Genomic DNA, 17,605 nt, shown 5'->3' with positions numbered 1-17,605 from the left:
TTTTTTTATTTATCATATATAAATTAGGTTTAATGGTGAAAAGAGGGGCTATGAATGATCTTTAGTTTGGAAAAATATTCTTGATATAAAAATAATATAGTGTTATATTATGATTTAATAATTTGTTATTTAAAAATGAATTTTTGACATGATATAGATTTACTTAAAGATGTCGATTTTGGTAAAACAGAAGGTAAGGTATTAGGTAAAGAGACATAGTGTTTATGATGGTCGTTAATCCTTTATTATAATTTGGGAGAAATATATTAAGTAAGGAGTTTTTTTATGCTGAAATGGGCTAAGTGGATTGCCATGTTTGTGATTTTTATCTGTAGTATTTTAACTATCGACGCTCTTGTTGGTAGCAAAAAAGGTATAAAGGCCATTACAGCAGCAGTTGAGGAATTCACTGTGGATAAAAAAAATATAGGAAATCAAAAAGAAGTAAAGCAAGGAGCCGAAACAAGTGATTATAAACATTTAGACAAGCAGCATTATGCATGGGTAATGGATGATTATTTAAAGGATCTATCTGATGTGGCGAACAGATTTAGTATTTTAGAGGCTGATGCAGAAATTAAGGGTACTATAAACAAATCATGGGTTTCAGATGTAGGCGATGTTTTCTATAAAATGTCTTATCTCATCTCAAGTGTACGATATGTAGAACCCCCAACAGAATTAAAGGGTCTACATTCATCTATTTTAAAGGCGATGGATAACTTGCAATTTGTTATAGACAACTATGGAGATGCTGCGAGCCAAACAGATTTAGCGAAATTAGGAAAATGTTTAAAATCGTTAAGAAGTGCTAGGGATACAATAGACGAGGTCCGTAGTGAATTATCCACTTATGAATAATTATCATAAAAACCGATTAGTATTACAGAACATCCTCAAAAGTATATATGAAGTTTAGCGTTTTCTTTGCGGTTAAGGAAACAGTAATCTCAAAGGTTTCAATTCTAATGCTTGGTACATGAAAGAGGATAACAAGCAAGGAATGAAAGGCAGGGAAGATCAAAGCTGTTGAGTTCATGGACAAGGCTGGCATAAAGAAAGCGATATTTTAAAAGAAAATGAGGGAATACGAGGAAATAAAATCATTAAAATGATATAAATAGATTTTATACTTTTAGTATTTGACAATGCAACCACAGTCATTAGAGAGGATATAGTAGTCTGTGTAATAACAAAACCAAAACTTACGTTAAGTATTAGCGGACTTGAACTACTCACCACTTAACGTCCTAACGGACATTTGAAGTGGGAGATTCCTGCGAACACCGATGTATCCACCAGTTATCTTAGCAGGCTCTACCCGCAGTCCCTACGGTGAGAACATAAGTATCTTGTACGCTGACTAACCACACTATCTACTTTAGCTTGGTTTTCGCAATTTTGAGAAGCGTGGGGCGATAGAACGTTGAAGATTTTACGGTTGCAACGTTTTTCTGCAACCAACCTCATATCTTCAGTTTTCGAAGAGCAATCTGTACAAGTAAATGATAACAAATATGTTGGCTTATGCCAACCGACATTCATCTTCCACCTAAAATTGGTGTTTCACACCTTCACATTTTTGAGGAAGGAGTCTTCTGTCGGAAAACGATAAAAGACTGATTTTGAATGTCATGATGTCCACTAATGCTTATAGCGTGATTTGGTTCTAGTGCTATACAAAGGCCATCATCACCATACTGAATAAAGTGAATAAAATATAGATTTGATTTATAAGTCGGAGGAGGGCACCTTAGGGTGTCTTTTCTTTTATCCATTACACCCATTGTTTACACATTGATTTTTTATGTTCATTTGATATAATTATTACTACAGTAGTATTACAGTAATACCTTGGGTATATAATAAAAGAAGAGATGCTCTATACATCTCTTCTGGTAACTGTTGCCGTAAGGCGGATAGTTACTAAATAAAGTTATTTTCTTTTTCTAGAACTTCCCTTTTGCTTCCGACGGCGTAGGGAGGTTCTTTTACGTTTTTTGCTAATATTACTCACTAGTTTGTTTCCATAACCAGTAACAAGAATTGTCAAAAATACTTTCAACAAATCCTGTAGCAAAGACAGTAAATATTCCATCATAGGAGTTACCTCCTTTCCCTCTATATAAAAAAGAGAAAGGACAGCAACCAACCACCCTACATCATACAGTTAAATCTATTCCATCATACTAGTACAATCTCACCAATATAAACAAGACCACCATTATTGATAGCCTTTTTAGGTAAATGTAGAACAATTAATTACAACATGTTTATAGCATGATTAATATATAATAATTTCGTCTTATGACCTTTATCATAAACTATTACATGATATATATTTTTTGTACCACGCTTTGTTAATGCATTTAACCTTCGTAGGTGTTGAAGGTTTAGAACTATCCTTTAGTATAGTCATATCATTAGAACATCCTGCGGTATTTAGACAGAATGTAACTAATAAACATGATAGTAATAATTTATTCACATAATCACTTCTAATTCTTTATTAGTTAACATTTTTTCATGAAATACGTTCTTTACTAATTTTACATTACATTAAAGTTCAGAAAATATTCTTCTACTCATAAATTGTTACATTTGATCTAGGGGAACTCTGCTAATAATAAAAGTTGTTCTAGTCGAAGAAAGGCATCCTATTACTGATAAAGGTAAAACTGTTAGTTATCTAATTTTCCCAGTCATTATGTATTTGATGTATGTAACAAAGGAACTAATAGCAGAAAATGAACTAAAAGGTACATAAATGGGGACAATCTGGAAATGGATCTTTTGGTTATTTATTGTACTATAGTTTTTTTACAAAAAAAAGTATGTGCCGAGACTAGATTATTAAAATTACAATGTAGGGAGCTGGGGAGGGAGTTAAAACAGGGTGATAAAAAAGAGTTTTAGAAAATATACCTGTGACAATTTAGAGTGTCATAGGTGTACTAATATTGTTTTGTATATTAAGTTAAAATACTATACTAAATTTTACTTCTTTAATTTATAAAGACATTTCACCTTCATTAGCTAATAATGTAGGGCCAATCCATATGGAAAATATGTTCAAACCTTTACTTGAACATGGCAATATTTAAAAGATTAATATAAACATGGAAAAAACCGTCTTGAATTGGGCGTTTTTTTTAGTTTATACTTTCAAATTCAAGAAGTTTAAACTTAGTGTGATTAAACTGAAAACATCCTTATAAAACTTAGTTTTAGTCATTTGTTTAATATGAATTATATTTATTTAACTATATATAATTCCTTAGATTTTTGATAAGTATCCATCATATTGACTTAAACCTCAAAAAGGGTATTTCTATTAGACGGAAAAGGTAAGGATTCTAAAGTCTAATATGCCTCCACATTGCTAATAAGATAATAAATGAAATGCCTAAAATGAGAAAATTGATATTCTCAAATGAAGGGGTATAATTTTTTGCCTTGAGTTCCTTTTACAACTTTTAAATTGATGAATATGTGAATTCTTTATTCCAAAGAATTCAATATCTACAGAAAGGTATTTAAGGTTATTGTAAGGTAAATGAAAGTTACCTGAAAGAATCCCAGTTTAATATAAAAGTATAAATTAACACAGGAGGGATGAAATAATGTTAAAGAAACTGGGAACTGGTTTAGTAACTTCCTTAATTTTGTTGAGTACAAATGGTATTGCTGATGCATCTACTAACAGCGTACATGTAAAAAATGAAATGACATCTAAGAGCCAAAAAAAGTGCAGTGACTGTTGGCGTGTTGGTCAATCTAGAGTTGAGGAAGGAGTTGCAGCAAAACATACAACAATAGATGGAGAAAAAGTTGTCAAATATACAGTACAGGGCAATGGAAAGGTTAGAATGGATGTCATTGGTAAAGGATTTGCTGAAATTAAAGTAACTAGGGAGAATGGGAAAAGTGTATATTATCAGTTTGAGGTAATTTAATTATTAATCAAATATAGGTTTTCATTTTAGAACGTTGCCTTCCTATAATTAGGAAGGCTTTTATTATTACATAACTAGGATAAAATAATAGTTCGCTAAATTGGCTAGGAACATAACTAAAAATGTCAGAGGAATTTAGTAAATTGTTTCACATGAATCATCTTCTCTTGTTTGGATTAAAACATATTAAAATGTTTACCTTCGTCTAAATACAAGTTATACACACATATATTGATCTTATTAAGGTATACATTACACATAATATTATGTTAAAGGTGGCGAATTGTATCATGAAAGATTTTGTTCTCGAAAAAGAAAACATTATTCGTAAATATGGTGAATGGACCGCTTATGATATTAAATTAACGGATACTCTATATACAAGAGATATTCGACAACCAAATCCTGCGTTAAAAAAAATTGTGACAATGATTCATGATATCACACAATGTGATTTTAAAAATCTCCGAATCTTAGATTTAGCTTGTTTAGAGGGGCATTACGCTATTGAGTTTGCTATGCAAGGAGCAACTGTTGTAGGGATAGAAGGAAGAGAATCAAACATACAAAAAGCTATATTCGCTAAAGATTTATTAAGGTTGGAAAACTTAACCTTTTATCAAGATGATGTAAGAAATTTAAGTGCTGAAAAATATGGTCATTTTGATATTGTTTTATGCTCTGGTATTTTATATCATTTAGACTGCTCAGATGTATTCCCCTTTTTAGAAAAAGTGTATGAAGTATGCAAAAGGTTTGTAATAATTGATACTCATATCACTTCTACTCCTAATGTATCAGTACTTTATAAAAATTATGAATATAAGGGACACACAATGCTAGAACACTCTGCTAATTCATCAATAGAAGAACGTTTAAAATCAAAATGGGCATCATTAGATAACGTTACTAGTTTTTGGATGACAAAATCCTCTTTATACAATTTTTTAACGCGAACAGGTTTCTCTTCTATAAATGAATCCAGAAGTTTAGTTCAAGAAGATAGAATTACTGTTGTAGCTTTTAAGAAATATCCTATAGAAATTAAAAGCTCTCCTGAAACAGAAAAATACATTGAACCCGATTATTTAGAATGCTAAAAATAACACTATATGTCATTCAAGTTAAAATCGTAAAGTATCCCTAAACAAAATTATCAATTCTCCAAAACCTAATTATATAAATGCAACCCTTTGTTTCCGTTTTAGGATACTATATAGTTGTAGATAGTGATGGAATAGCACCGCATTACTATCAACTTAAAGAAATACTTCCGAAAACAAAAAATGAAAAGAATAATAAAAAAGCTTATCATTCCGTGTTAAAAGATAAGCTTTTTTATTTTAGGGTAATTACAAGTATTGAAATTCTTTTAATACTCTCATAATAAACTTAAAGATGCTCTTTTCGACCTTGTAAAATTAACCCTTCACTATTTAAAAGCCGTGATATACCAAATAGCAACAACATTTCCATTTTTATCGAGTACTCTGCCTTCAGCTGATCCTTCTTCATATGCTGTTACTACACCAGTTTTAGGGTTTACATAAATTTTGTTTTCACTAAATAAGACATATTTGTATTGTTTTCCGCTTGGCGTCATTGACCAAGGTTTCCCCACTTTAATATGCATAAATTCACCTTGCACGTCAGATACTTGATAAACCGATTTTGTTGATTCTTGATTGTTTACTGCAGCGTGAGTTTTAGTAGTAGCAAAAGTTCCTAAACCTCCAATTCCAATGGTAGCTGCTAACGCAATTCCAACAAATTTTTTCATGTGATAATGCCTCCTTCTTTAATTCATATCTGTATATTAAACGGTTAGTCTTTCATGTCACTTTCATTTACCTTACAATAACCTTAAATGGATTTTTCGAAAATTCTGACCGATGCGAGGGAGAGTATGAAAAAAAATATATTAATTGTTGATGATGACAAAGATATTATTGATCTTTTAAAGCTTTTTTTAGAAATGGAAAATTTTTTTGTTGTAGAGGCTTCAAATGGTGACGTTGCCTTAAAGTGTCTAGAAGAAAATCATATTGATTTAGCTATTGTTGATATTATGATGCCTAAAATGGATGGTTATCAATTAATTAAAAAGATTCGTGAGACGTTACAATTTCCAATACTTATATTGTCAGCCAAATCTCAAGAAGTAGATAAAATTATAGGTTTAGGGATTGGAGCAGATGACTTCATTACAAAGCCATTTAGTGCTTTAGAAATTATAGCTAGAGTTCAAGCTCACCTTAGAAGGTCCTATGAATTTAATGATAAGGCTATAGAAGGTAAGGAGAAGCAAATTCATATGGGTGATTTAGTATTAGATCATCATTCTTGTACAATCTATAAATCAAGCGAATCCATTACTCTCAGTGCTACGGAATATAAAATTTTAACACTTTTTATGAAGGAACCAGGGAGAATATTTACTAAAAAACAAATTTTTGAAAGTGTATGGTCTGATTATTATTGTGCAGATGATAATACGATTATGGTTCATATTAGTAGACTGCGAGAGAAATTAGAGGATTCTCCTAAGAATCCAGTTTATATAAAAACGATCCGGGGACTTGGGTATAGATTTGCTAGGAAGGAAGAACTTTATGAAAAATAAAGTTTTCTATATCTTAATTAAAAATTACGTTATATTTGCACTAGCAATAGGTTTCACGGTGATAATTTTATTTATATTTTTGATGTACCAAACAGAGAAGCAACTAGGAAAGCTAAATAATTTAAAAGCAAGTGAAGTAGTGCGTGAAAACTTTGAAACTATTAATTCAGAATCAATAGAATCATTTGGTGGTTGGGTAGAAATTCTTAATGAAAATTTACAGGTTATCTATACCAAAGGGGAAAAGAAGGATAAGCTTTTATCATATTCACAAAGAGAATTTGCTACTTTATTTTTTGATAATGATAAGCTTCCTTATTATTCATCTGTAGCAACATTTGTAACGGAAAAAGGTGATACATTATATTGCCTTGTTAAGGTTCCTAAAAAAGCAATAAAGTATGAATATACGTTTTCTGATAAAAATGAGGAATACGTATATGTTTTTTATAAGATATTTTTTTCTACAATCGCTTTATTTTTTGTATTTTTCTCTATGAATGTATATATATTTAGTAGGCAAATTGCTAGGAAAATAACCAGGCCATTGGATAAACTAGCAACTGGATTTGAGGAAATTGCTAGTGGGAAATATGATAAAAGGTTAAACTATGAAACATATTTTGAGTTAATGCAAATACAGCATTCGTTTAATGTTATGTCGGAAAAACTCGATAAAATAGAGAAAGAGAAGAAGAGGTTGGAAGAAACCAAGCAGAAGATGCTTGTAGATTTGTCTCATGATTTAAGGACACCAATTACAACCGTTCAAGGTTATGTTGAAGCATTACAACTAGGGATCATTACAGAACAGGGTGAAAGAGAAAGAACTTTGAATGTAATATATAATAAGATTCGAATCATTGCGGTATTAACTGAAGATATTTTTGAACTGTCTAAATTAGAGCATTCTGATTACCCTTTTGAAGTACATCCAACTGATGTATCTGAGTTTATTCGTGAATTGCTTGTAGAATATTATGATTTATTCCAAGCCAAGCGCTTAATCCTTCAATATCAAATTCCCTCTAAAGAAGTGATTGCTCCAATTAACAACAGGTTACTATACCGTGCTATCTCTAACATAATATCTAATGCTCTACAGTATAATACGGCAGGTACGACCGTGTTTGTATCGGTAATTGAGGATGAATGCAAAGTATATATAAACATTATAGATAATGGAATTGGAATACCTGAGGATATGAAACAAAGTATTTTTGATGCATTTGTTCGAGTAGATGATTCTCGAACAAATAATGGGGGATCAGGTCTTGGATTAACTATTGCTAAGCATATAGTGGAGAAACATGGAGGGAGCATAAATTTAGATAGTACAAAGAAAAAAACACATTTCTGTATTTCTTTACCTAAATGCAGTGTGTAAGTATCTTATGAAAATTGTTAGTAAGTTAAATGGTTGAATAAAGAGAACCTCACTTAAGTGATTTTCATATTCTGTTAACCACACTAACATCAATTTCTTTAATTCAATCGTTTCAAATTCGTAAGTGTATTTTTCATTTGGTTTTGCTAACTTGATGTTGGTGTGACGTAACCTTAAAAATTTAAAAAGGTCCCTTAATCATGTTAAAGGGACCTTGCTCACGCAAATGATCTGTAAATCAATTCATCTTTGATAGACAGATCATTTGTATGATAAATCTTATAAATAATTGCTAAATAGTGAATTTACATAAATGCTTTTAGAAGTTCTTGAATTAATGGGATTGCTCCACCTATAAATTTTAAAACTGCCATTGCGATTTCCATATTATTCTCTCCTCCTTTTTCATATTAAGATGTGGTGAATCTTTATAACCTCATTATAGTAAGCGTTTACAATAATAACAATATATTTATGTATGCAATATTGCATATTTATACATTAGGCCTCTATTAGCCATTTTTTAATGTTACCATAGCAAGGTGAGAGTCTATAAGGGTTCTCCTTAATAGGAGGAAATATGGAAAGAGTGCAAGCGATTTACAGTAATCAAAAATTTAAGAGTTGGGTTAAACAAGTATTAGCTGTAGGAGGAGTAATAGGGTGCTGCTATTTGGTGTTATATGTTTTCTGTTTCTTAGTTATCATGTAAATATTATACAACTAAACTAGTAGAGTCTTGCCGAGAGAGGTAAGGCTCTTTTATTGTAGTAGCTGAAGATGGGCAAACAATATACAATATTTTTTAGGGTTGTCAGATTACTTTGTACGGTGCCTTGTTTCTCTATATTTTAGAACACTAACTCCTATTATTTAGAGTTAATAAGCTTCTATTTAAAGTTTCCATTTTATATACCATAATCCTTATATTACTACGTAAATATAATACAGTAATAATGATTTAAAAGCAAGAATTTTAGTAGCGGTACGTTCACACATCCATCAACTTAAGAGATTTCTTCAGGTAAGATAATAAGTAATCTATCAAAAGCTCCTTTACACAATATATTTATATTAATGTAAATATTATGCATTTTTGTAAAAGACATTCATTGACACTTGTGTATATAAGTAACTATACTCGTTACATCAAATTGGATGCGTATTAATACGATTTCATTCTTATTACAAACATGTAAATATAAAAATAGAAAATCTCAATTTGATAAATACAATGGTAGAGGTGTTTATTTTAATGAAGCACAAATTAATTGCAACAGGTATCCTTGCAGGAGCTATATTATCCTATTCTTCAAATATTTTAGCAGATACTCATAAATTCCCTGATGTTCCTACATGGGCTGATAAATCTGTTAATTATTTAGTGGATAAACAGGTATTGAATGGTTATCCAGATGGAACTTTTGGCTCAAATGACTCATTAGACAGAGCTTCGGCTACAAAAATTATGACAAAAGTTTTAGGGATACAAATTGATCCTAATGCAAAACCATCTTTTACAGATTCACAAAACCACTGGGCTACTCCTTATATTGCTGCTGCTGAAAAAGCTGGTATTGTTAAAGGGGAAGGTAATGGAATCTTCAATCCATCCGGAAAAGTAACTCGCGCTGCTATGGCTACGATGCTAGTAAATGCATATAAACTACAAAGCACAGCAAATCATAACGAGCAGGTTAGATTTGAAGATTTAAAAGGGCATTGGGGAGAAAAATATGCCAATATTTTAATAGATTTAAAAATTTCTAATGGCACCGAGAACGGTTGGCAACCAAATAGATTTATAACACGTGCTGAAGCTGCTCAACTTACTGCAAAAACAGATATGTTACAACAAAATTTAAACGATGAAAAAGAGGTTATTACTGCTACCTCATATGAAGATTTAAATTTAACAGTGGCTTCGAAAATTACAGCTCAAGAGATTGATAGTTTTATTGCAAAATATCATTCGGATAGTCCTTTAGTTGGCCATGGGCAAGATTTTATCAATGCGCAAAATCAATATGGCGTGAGTGCTCATTATTTAGCAGCGCATGCGATTTTAGAATCTGGATACGGAAAATCAGAAATCGCATATCAAAAACATAATCTATTCGGTTTACGTGCATATGATGGAGATCCGTTTAAATATGCGAAATATTTACCAAGCTACGGCGATAGTATTGCTTATAATGCTAATTATGTACGAGAAAGATATTTAGAAGAAAGTGGAATGTATTATAACGGGCCAACATTAACTGGCATGAACGTGAAATATGCATCAGATAAAGGATGGGCTACAAAAATTGCGGGTATTATGGAACGTATTAAACCGTTTCATGTAGAAGACTATACATATGCAAAAAAATTACCAAAGAATCCTGAAACATTAGATGTCGACGCGTTATCTAATGAAATTCCATATAAAATGTATGCAGACGGTTCAAGGTCAAATGTTGTATCATCAGCTGCTTACTACCAGGTACCTTATCCATTTAATTTAAAAATTAAAAGTAGACCAGATGTAGCTGTCGAGGAGAATAAAGTTGGTACAGTAACTCCTGGAACAACCATCTTTATTTATCGTGAAGATCCAAATGGATGGGTAGAATTCTCTTTTGAAGCTAATGGAGAAAAATACTGGACATTAAAAAGTAAATTAAGTATGTAATTAAAAAGATCTATTTCATTACTTTTAATCGTTTAAATTATAATCTCATATAATTGAGAGATAAGTTTTTTACTTTCTTAAAATAAAGTTATGTATACAAGAAAAGTTAGAGAGTTATTTTCTCTAACTTTTCTTCGCTAGTATTTGAAATTAAAAAGATGGTGGAGTTACTCCAAATATAACAGTGACTTTGTTTAAAGAGTTGTTTTCCCATTTATGCTTTGCATGAGGTGGGATTTTAACACTATCACCTGTATTGAGAAGTAAAACCGCATCATTTAGATATAGTTTCACTTGTCCTTCCATAATAAATGCTATTTCTTCCCCTTTATGTGCCACAGGCTCCATAGATGAAGCAGTTTGAGGTAACAGATTCATTAAAGCCAATTCTAGTGCTCCATCTAAATTAGGAGATAATAGCTCATACGAAACATTGCCGCTTTCAGGAAAAGTTATTTTTTTCCTTTGGTTAGCTCGTACAACTAATTCTTCTGTATTGGTATCCTCTAAGAAAAAATTAAACAATGGAATATTTAATCCTACAGAAATTAATTTTAGTGTTTGTAATGAAGGATTTGTGATTCCTTTTTCAATCTGACTTAACATGGAAGGTGTTATATCAGCTAACTCTGCTAAACGCTTACTGGTTAATCCGGAACCTTTTCTAAATGCCCTAATTTTGTGACCAACATTAATATCGTTCATATATGTAATCCCCTTTAAACAAGTAAATAAAATTAAATTATTATTAATTTTATTTACTTATACTTAATATATTGTTAATATATACTTAATTATAATAAATTATGATTAATTTTAAAACATCATATGTACATATGGCAGCAGCTGCGAAAAAGTGGGAAAAAGATTTACTTAGAAACAAAGGGGCTACTATTTTTGAATATACAGCGGGCTATAGTAAAGCAGTAGAAGAAGGAAGAATACAAGTTAATAAGTATCAAATGTGCTATTTGATTGACGATGAAAAATCAAAGCATTTATTTTAAGGTTATGCAGTAGCTGCTACTCGTCTGAATAATTGATATACAAATAAAAGTTGATGAATCGCATCCTCTATTTGTATATCTACCGTGTGGAGTAGGATTTGGTGGTGTTTCGTTCGGTTTAAAAATTATTGTACGGGATCATGGACATATAATTTTTGCTGGGCCTACCATTTTCCGTATATGCTAATAGGTATGATGACCGGATTATATGATGGGATTTCCATACAAGATTTTTAATGAAAAAGATTCTAATAAGTAAAGGACAACTTAAGAGTAGACTTCAATGCTGTATTGTAAAATTTTTAAGGAAGTGAAAATAGTATGAAATCAGCTTTAAATAGTATTATGATCTCCTCGATTCTTGCAGTAGGAGGGATCCTTTCGCTTTTGTTTAATTTAATGGGGGATCAAGATTGGATCTGGAATTGGGTAGGGTTATTACTGGCATATCTATCTTTGGGCATTTTAATAGGTTTATATAATAAAACTGTGGATGACAAAACATTTCCTAAAATACTAAAAAGAACTTTGTTTATTTCCTTTAATGCTACTATATTAGGGATAATAATAGGGGTAACATACCAACTATTAGGAAAGTGGAATCTTACTATAATGATGTATTATTGGTTGATAATTTTATTATTACATTTAATTACTATAATAACATTAGTCATCCTAGTATTCGAAAACCGTAATAGTAAAAATTACAGCTTACTATATAGTTTTATTATACTTTTAAACATTGTCCTTACCTTAGGACCAGTATTATTTCCAGTAGTTCTAACTATTATAGGAAATGCCATGAACGCTAGTGCAGGGCACTAATTTTCACCTATATAGATTATTAAAATGATTAGTCCAAAATTGTGATTGGTTAAGTTAAAAAACTTAATAAGCTAATAGGATAATAAAACTAAACGAAATAAAGTGGAATGATTTGATAGAAAGAAGATTATAATATGAAAATTAAGCTTAAGAAAAAGAGAATTATAAGTGTATTGTTGGCTATTACATTAGTAGCAATAGGGTATTACATGTTTCAATCTATTACGAATCCTAAGCTGGTAAATGCGGAAGAGGCAAATAGTGTTCAACAAGTGAGCAGTCTACCTAAAAATGAATTGAAAAAATCGATACCTAATCGTTTTGATGGTAAAGAAAGAAAAGTTGTATATTTAACTTTTGATGATGGACCAGGAAAATATACAGCTAATCTATTAGATGTATTAAAGAAAAATGATGTGAAAGCAACATTCTTTTTAATTGGCGATAACGTGAAAAGGTTCCCAGATTTAGTGAAACGAGAGCATGTAGAAAACCATTATGTGGGCATGCATAGTATGACACATGATTTTAAAAAGCTGTACACCAATCAGGAATATGTTAAGGAAATGAAAGAAGATCAATCTTTAATTAGAAATGTTATTGGAAACACACCGAAATTAACACGTCCACCATATGGATCAATGCCTGGCTTAAATGAATCACTTCGAAATGAAGTGGTCGGAAATGATTTGAAAGTATGGGATTGGACAATTGATTCTTTAGATTGGAAATACAATAAATTACCTGTGGATGTAGCGGCCGCAAAAATTGTTCAAAATGTCTTAGCAGGTGCGACGTCTTCAAAGGAAATTGTTTTAATGCACGATATTCATCCACAATCTGTCGCAGCAGTTCCAGCAATAATAAAAGGATTAAAAGAAAAAGGGTATGAATTTGAAGCTTATGATGAGAATAATCATTTTCCAATAAACTTCTGGCATGATAATCGTATATAAAGAGATGTATTAGTTAAAAGAAAATCAGAATGGAATAAGCAAATCATATAGGGTTTAAATATTTGTAAGAGCGTGTTTAGATAGATGAAACACGCTCTTTTTACTGGGCTATTTTTTATTTATATTAGGAGGAATGAAAAACTATATTTAAACGACTATTAGTATTACTTATTGGCGCTCTATTATTATTCGGTTTAGCTGCTTGTGAAAGTGTTAAATCCGTGACAAGTAATGTCACAGTTGGTAAGGTAATTGAAGAATTTAAAGCTGCAGGATTAGAAGCCGAAAATCCTAGTGATCTACTAGAAAAAGAATTTGGAAATACTAGAAAAGAAGCAAAGCGCATTCTTGCTCCGGCATTAGGTGAAGATAGCAGCGGTAGAATATTTGAGTTTAAAAACAAAGAAGATCTTGAAAAAGCTAAGAAATACTATGACGATTTAGGTAATGGTAATCAAATGCTACTCTCTCATACTTACGCAAAAGGTAATTTTCTTATACAAATGAATGGTGAAATGGAAGATGCCCAATTTAATAAATATAAAGAAGTTATGGATAAAGTAATTAAGTAAATTAAAGAATCCGCTTTCATTTCTCTGAAACCATGTTAGAATTATCTTTGGATGGGAGTCCAATACATATTATTAAAATTAAAGTGGTTATTAAGTCGGAGAAAGGCACCTTAAGGTGCCTTTCTCTTTGTTAACGTTTGTAAACACCAGTCCAAGTACCATATCCATCTTGATTCGGATAAGCTTCTTTTAAATAATATGTTTTGTTACATTTAATCATTGTCGCAGGCATTGAACCTTTTGTTTTGAAATTCATTTGCCATGCTGTTGGTGGAGTTTTGCTGCAATCAACCTGGCTTGCATCAGTGTAGGCAAAAGCGCTTCCTGTTCCACCTAATACAATACCTGCTGCTAAAGCTCCAACTACTAATTTCTTAAACATAAAAATTCCCCCTCAAATATTTTTTGTAACTTTCACAATAACCTTAACACGTTTTACAAATAATGTTAGTTCTTTAAACTTGATAAAATAATATTAGAATATTAAGAAATTAAAACATTGAATAACTTTATTTGTAACGCGTTCTAAAATCAGAACGTGATTATGCTTATTAACAATGATATTATTTCGTTATTCACCACAATCATGTAGCTTAATTAAAAAAATGAAACCTGTTAGAGTTTATTTAGTATGCAGATTGTTAGAAAGCTGATATCAACTCTTTTAGAAAACAGAAAAAATCTAGTTGACGGACTCTTACTTAATCTTGGCCTGATAGCGATGGGGTGCCACCCCATGCCCATCAAGCTAACATTTTGAAGTACGCTCTAAACAAAATTTCTATTCATTATTGACTTGTGATAAATAGATTATGTTTCTATGTTAAAAGAGTAGGCAAAGTTTTTTAATTCTCGCTATTAGTTTTTGTATGAAGCTAATAGTGAATATTTCAAGAGTAGCCATATATTCTTCTGACCAAACAGTTGTATAAAGCTTAAGAATTCTTAAGAACTTTTGCCCTTTTTTCTTAAGGTTTGGACTCTAGAGTATGATTATGAATTCAAACCAGTGGGGTAATTAAACATGAAAATAATTCGCTTTCTTATTTTTGTATATAATGAACTAAAAATCAGTTGGTGTAGCCTCTTCCAAGTTCAAGGTTTCTTGGAGACAAATTGATTGAAGGAGCTGATTTGAAAAAAGTAAATTATATTGTCAAATATGGACTAAGTGCAGGTGTATTCACGGAAAAATTAATTAAAAGGAAACTTATGTGTTATAGATGGTTCAGTAGTAAATATTGAACATTAAATTAGGGGGGAACGATATTACTTGTATCTATTATGTTATTTCATATCTTCCGTTTGCAAGTTTATAAAAAAGAGAAGATAGAAATGTTTTAATTACTTATGTCTGTAGTTTTTCAATACGAAAAAAATGTGGAGGAATCATATGGAGTCAAAAATTCTTATTGTTGATGATGATAAAGACATTAGAAATCTTATCTCTGTTTATTTGGAAAATGAAGGCCTAAAAAGTCAAAAGGCAGAAGATGCTATAGAAGCTTTACAACTGTTAGAAGAAAAGGAGTTTGATTTGATTATTTTAGATATTATGATGCCGAATATGGATGGTATTGAAGCGTGTATGAAGATTAGGGAAGACCGCAATATACCTATCATCATGCTATCTGCAAAATCTGAGGATATAGACAAAATTCAAGGCCTAGCCTCTGGTGCAGACGATTATTTATCAAAACCGTTTAACCCACTAGAATTAATCGCTAGGGTAAAATCCCAATTAAGAAGGTTTAAAAAATACAATACGTCCATAGAACATAATAGAAGCATCCTAGAAATTGGTGACTTAACCGTGAATACAGATACTTGTCAAGTATGGGTAAGGGGAAAAGAAACAAGGTTAACTCCAAAAGAGTTCGCTATTCTCGAACTACTTGCCCGCAACAAAGGGACTGTCCTGAGTGTAGAAAAAATATATGAAGCGGTTTGGAAAGAGGTGTTTTATAAATCAGATAATACCGTCATGGTGCATATTACAAAAATAAGAGACAAAATTGAAGAGGATTCTAAATATCCCATTTATATTAAAACTGTTTGGGGAATTGGATATAAAATATGAAGAAAATTAGTTTTAGAAATAAAATAATTATAAAACTTTTGGTTGCTGTTGCAGTTAGTTTTTTTGTTTCATTTGGTTTAACAATCCTTATGGTGCTATACGTCATAGATCCATTATTTAAAAAACACGAAGAGTTTGGTATGTTTGAACTCAATTTATCATTGTTATTCTTATTCTCGTTCGCAATTTTTAACTTTATAGTGATTTTTTTGATATTGGTCCGAAAGAAAATAGCATATTTGAAGCTCATTTCGGAAAATGTGAATGATATTGCCAATGGAAAACTGGGTTTGACCATTGGGATTAAGGGGAAGGACGAATTGACCCAGCTTGTTCAAAATATCAACTATATGTCTAAGGAATTGGAAAATACATTTGAACAGGAAAGACGATTAGAACGTACAAAAAATGAACTCATAACTAACATATCTCATGACTTACGCACACCGTTGACATCTATTATTGGTTATATAGATTTATTAAAAAGAGGACAATACGAAAGTAAAACACAATTACAGGAATACCTTGAAACCACTTATTTAAAATCAAAGAGATTGAAATATTTAATTGATGAACTGTTTGAATATACCCGTTTATCAGGCATCGATGTTAAGTTAAACCTTAATGAAGTTGATTTATCAGGTTTGTTAGAACAAATAGTTGGAGAATACATTCCTATATTTGAAAAGGAGGGTTTAATCGTTCAAAAATCAATAACGGAAGAAACAATACCTATTTTCATAGACGTAGAAAAAATGGTACGTGTTTATGAAAATCTGTTTATGAATGCGATAAAGTACAGCATGAAACCATCCGAATTATCTATATGTCTTGAACTAATAGGTAACAAGGCAATGTTGAAAGTGTCAAATAAAGTCGAGAAACCGCCTGTTAGCGATCCAAATAAATTGTTTGAAAGGTTTTTCAGGGGGGACAAGGCAAGAAAAGATGACCAGGGAAATGGACTGGGGCTTGCTATTTCAAAAAGAATTGTTGAACTTCATCATGGTAATATACATGCAGAATATAAAGACGGCTGGATGTCCTTTATTGTTGAACATCCAATCAAATAGACTGGCTTATGGAATTACAGATTCCATAAGCTTTTTTTATAAAACTTAAGAATTCTTAAGAATTTTACAGGGTGTTTCCTAATTTTCATAGTTTATCATGGATGTATTCAAAGTGATGAGGTGAGTGAAGAAGATAAAAGGAAAGATTTCATTGTAGCTTAAGGGTGGAGGTAACATATCTATTTTGTTAGTAGTAAACAAATTTAGTAGCTTATTGTAATGAAATAAAAAAATGTAGGAGGATATAAATGATAAATCCAGTTGTAGATGTAAAAAACATTCAAAAATTGTACGGTAAAAAAGGTGAGAATCAATCACACGCATTAAAAGGTGTATCATTCTCAATTCAAGAGGGGGAGTTTGTTGGTATTATGGGGCCTTCTGGTTCTGGTAAAACAACATTATTAAATGTAATTTCAACGTTAGACACAGCAACGGGCGGCGTTGTTCAA

The 17,605-nt window shown here is 31.2% G+C and carries 17 protein-coding genes and 1 pseudogene; 13 read left to right on the top strand and 5 right to left on the bottom strand.

The features are described from left to right. Positions 1-285: 285 nt before the first annotated feature. Positions 286-861 carry a hypothetical protein gene (locus tag MR170_RS18185; RefSeq protein ID WP_242308849.1) on the top strand — a complete coding sequence of 192 codons (576 nt, stop codon included), beginning with the start codon at positions 286-288 and terminating at the stop codon, positions 859-861. Positions 862-1,936: 1,075 nt separating this feature from the next. Here MR170_RS18185 and MR170_RS18180 read toward each other — a convergent pair. Further along, positions 1,937-2,101 (bottom strand): hypothetical protein, encoded by a 165-nt coding sequence (locus MR170_RS18180; protein WP_165375055.1) that lies wholly within the window; start codon positions 2,099-2,101, stop codon positions 1,937-1,939. Between the two features lie 1,522 nt (positions 2,102-3,623). Between MR170_RS18180 and MR170_RS18175 the strand changes: the two genes are divergently transcribed. Together MR170_RS18175 and MR170_RS18170 are read left to right on the top strand one after the other, a co-directional pair. Continuing rightward, positions 3,624-3,956 carry a hypothetical protein gene (locus tag MR170_RS18175; RefSeq protein WP_242308848.1) on the top strand — a complete coding sequence of 111 codons (333 nt, stop codon included), beginning with the start codon at positions 3,624-3,626 and terminating at the stop codon, positions 3,954-3,956. Positions 3,957-4,246: 290 nt separating this feature from the next. Further along, positions 4,247-5,056, top strand: a complete 810-nt coding sequence (locus tag MR170_RS18170; protein ID WP_000651393.1) for a class I SAM-dependent methyltransferase — start codon at positions 4,247-4,249, stop codon at positions 5,054-5,056. A gap of 332 nt (positions 5,057-5,388) precedes the next feature. Here the strand turns inward: MR170_RS18170 and MR170_RS18165 are convergent, their stop codons facing one another. Then, positions 5,389-5,736, bottom strand: coding sequence for a hypothetical protein (locus MR170_RS18165; RefSeq protein ID WP_242308847.1), 348 nt, complete (start codon positions 5,734-5,736; stop codon positions 5,389-5,391). A 126-nt stretch (positions 5,737-5,862) separates the two neighbouring features. On the opposite strand from MR170_RS18165, the gene MR170_RS18160 reads away from it, so the two are divergent. Further along, a complete protein-coding gene (locus tag MR170_RS18160; protein WP_086423894.1) occupies positions 5,863-6,579 on the top strand; it encodes a response regulator transcription factor in 717 nt (238 codons plus the stop codon). Continuing rightward, positions 6,569-7,966, top strand: coding sequence for a sensor histidine kinase (locus MR170_RS18155; protein WP_242308845.1), 1,398 nt, complete (start codon positions 6,569-6,571; stop codon positions 7,964-7,966). Before MR170_RS18160 ends, MR170_RS18155 begins: the two co-directional genes overlap by 11 nt. Before the next feature lie 305 nt (positions 7,967-8,271). Here the strand turns inward: MR170_RS18155 and MR170_RS18150 are convergent. After that, positions 8,272-8,458: pseudogene (locus MR170_RS18150) on the bottom strand (hypothetical protein). Positions 8,459-9,221: 763 nt separating this feature from the next. On the opposite strand from MR170_RS18150, the gene MR170_RS18145 reads away from it, so the two are divergent. Continuing rightward, a complete protein-coding gene (locus MR170_RS18145) occupies positions 9,222-10,640 on the top strand; it encodes an S-layer homology domain-containing protein (protein ID WP_242308843.1) in 1,419 nt (472 codons plus the stop codon). 150 nt (positions 10,641-10,790) lie between these two features. On the opposite strand, the gene MR170_RS18140 is transcribed toward MR170_RS18145, so the two are convergent. Next, positions 10,791-11,345, bottom strand: coding sequence for a helix-turn-helix domain-containing protein (locus MR170_RS18140; RefSeq protein WP_242308841.1), 555 nt, complete (start codon positions 11,343-11,345; stop codon positions 10,791-10,793). A 131-nt stretch (positions 11,346-11,476) separates the two neighbouring features. On the opposite strand from MR170_RS18140, the gene MR170_RS18135 reads away from it, so the two are divergent. From MR170_RS18135 to MR170_RS18120, 4 genes are all read left to right on the top strand, one after another. Beyond that, positions 11,477-11,647, top strand: a complete 171-nt coding sequence (locus tag MR170_RS18135; RefSeq protein WP_324287198.1) for a serine dehydratase — start codon at positions 11,477-11,479, stop codon at positions 11,645-11,647. Between the two features lie 321 nt (positions 11,648-11,968). After that, the gene (locus MR170_RS18130; RefSeq protein WP_242308839.1) at positions 11,969-12,472 is read left to right on the top strand and encodes a DUF3902 family protein; all 504 of its coding nucleotides are present in this window, start codon (positions 11,969-11,971) and stop codon (positions 12,470-12,472) included. Positions 12,473-12,606: 134 nt separating this feature from the next. Beyond that, positions 12,607-13,428, top strand: coding sequence for a peptidoglycan-N-acetylglucosamine deacetylase (locus tag MR170_RS18125; protein ID WP_016083086.1), 822 nt, complete (start codon positions 12,607-12,609; stop codon positions 13,426-13,428). A gap of 143 nt (positions 13,429-13,571) precedes the next feature. Then, positions 13,572-14,000 carry a stress protein gene (locus tag MR170_RS18120; protein ID WP_242308865.1) on the top strand — a complete coding sequence of 143 codons (429 nt, stop codon included), beginning with the start codon at positions 13,572-13,574 and terminating at the stop codon, positions 13,998-14,000. A 130-nt stretch (positions 14,001-14,130) separates the two neighbouring features. Here the strand turns inward: MR170_RS18120 and MR170_RS18115 are convergent, their stop codons facing one another. Next, positions 14,131-14,382 carry a hypothetical protein gene (locus MR170_RS18115; RefSeq protein WP_043937682.1) on the bottom strand — a complete coding sequence of 84 codons (252 nt, stop codon included), beginning with the start codon at positions 14,380-14,382 and terminating at the stop codon, positions 14,131-14,133. A gap of 1,011 nt (positions 14,383-15,393) precedes the next feature. Between MR170_RS18115 and MR170_RS18110 the strand changes: the two genes are divergently transcribed. The 3 genes from MR170_RS18110 to MR170_RS18100 all read left to right on the top strand — a co-directional run. Then, positions 15,394-16,080, top strand: coding sequence for a response regulator transcription factor (locus MR170_RS18110; protein WP_242308837.1), 687 nt, complete (start codon positions 15,394-15,396; stop codon positions 16,078-16,080). Next, on the top strand, positions 16,077-17,153 hold the full coding sequence (locus MR170_RS18105) for a HAMP domain-containing sensor histidine kinase (RefSeq protein ID WP_242308835.1): 1,077 nt from the start codon (positions 16,077-16,079) through the stop codon (positions 17,151-17,153). Before MR170_RS18110 ends, MR170_RS18105 begins: the two co-directional genes overlap by 4 nt. A 248-nt stretch (positions 17,154-17,401) precedes the next feature. Next, a partial coding sequence (locus MR170_RS18100) for an ATP-binding cassette domain-containing protein (protein WP_242308833.1) occupies positions 17,402-17,605 on the top strand: 204 nt, incomplete at its 3' end.

Origin of the sequence: Bacillus cereus group sp. BfR-BA-01524 (assembly GCF_022662595.1) — a bacterium.
GTDB lineage: Bacteria > Bacillota > Bacilli > Bacillales > Bacillaceae_G > Bacillus_A > Bacillus_A thuringiensis_S.
The sequence above is the reverse complement of the archived record's forward strand: the minus strand, read 5'-3'. Positions and strand labels throughout refer to the sequence as shown.

Coding starts and splice junctions, on each gene's coding strand:
- MR170_RS18130 (WP_242308839.1), top strand. CDS start 11,969: ATGAAATCAGCTTTAAATAGTATTATGATCTCCTCGATTCTTGCAGTA.
- MR170_RS18155 (WP_242308845.1), top strand. CDS start 6,569: ATGAAAAATAAAGTTTTCTATATCTTAATTAAAAATTACGTTATATTT.
- MR170_RS18160 (WP_086423894.1), top strand. CDS start 5,863: ATGAAAAAAAATATATTAATTGTTGATGATGACAAAGATATTATTGAT.
- MR170_RS18135 (WP_324287198.1), top strand. CDS start 11,477: ATGGCAGCAGCTGCGAAAAAGTGGGAAAAAGATTTACTTAGAAACAAA.
- MR170_RS18125 (WP_016083086.1), top strand. CDS start 12,607: ATGAAAATTAAGCTTAAGAAAAAGAGAATTATAAGTGTATTGTTGGCT.
- MR170_RS18110 (WP_242308837.1), top strand. CDS start 15,394: ATGGAGTCAAAAATTCTTATTGTTGATGATGATAAAGACATTAGAAAT.
- MR170_RS18180 (WP_165375055.1), bottom strand. CDS start 2,101: ATGATGGAATATTTACTGTCTTTGCTACAGGATTTGTTGAAAGTATTT.
- MR170_RS18170 (WP_000651393.1), top strand. CDS start 4,247: ATGAAAGATTTTGTTCTCGAAAAAGAAAACATTATTCGTAAATATGGT.
- MR170_RS18165 (WP_242308847.1), bottom strand. CDS start 5,736: ATGAAAAAATTTGTTGGAATTGCGTTAGCAGCTACCATTGGAATTGGA.
- MR170_RS18175 (WP_242308848.1), top strand. CDS start 3,624: ATGTTAAAGAAACTGGGAACTGGTTTAGTAACTTCCTTAATTTTGTTG.
- MR170_RS18115 (WP_043937682.1), bottom strand. CDS start 14,382: ATGTTTAAGAAATTAGTAGTTGGAGCTTTAGCAGCAGGTATTGTATTA.
- MR170_RS18140 (WP_242308841.1), bottom strand. CDS start 11,345: ATGAACGATATTAATGTTGGTCACAAAATTAGGGCATTTAGAAAAGGT.
- MR170_RS18145 (WP_242308843.1), top strand. CDS start 9,222: ATGAAGCACAAATTAATTGCAACAGGTATCCTTGCAGGAGCTATATTA.
- MR170_RS18185 (WP_242308849.1), top strand. CDS start 286: ATGCTGAAATGGGCTAAGTGGATTGCCATGTTTGTGATTTTTATCTGT.
- MR170_RS18105 (WP_242308835.1), top strand. CDS start 16,077: ATGAAGAAAATTAGTTTTAGAAATAAAATAATTATAAAACTTTTGGTT.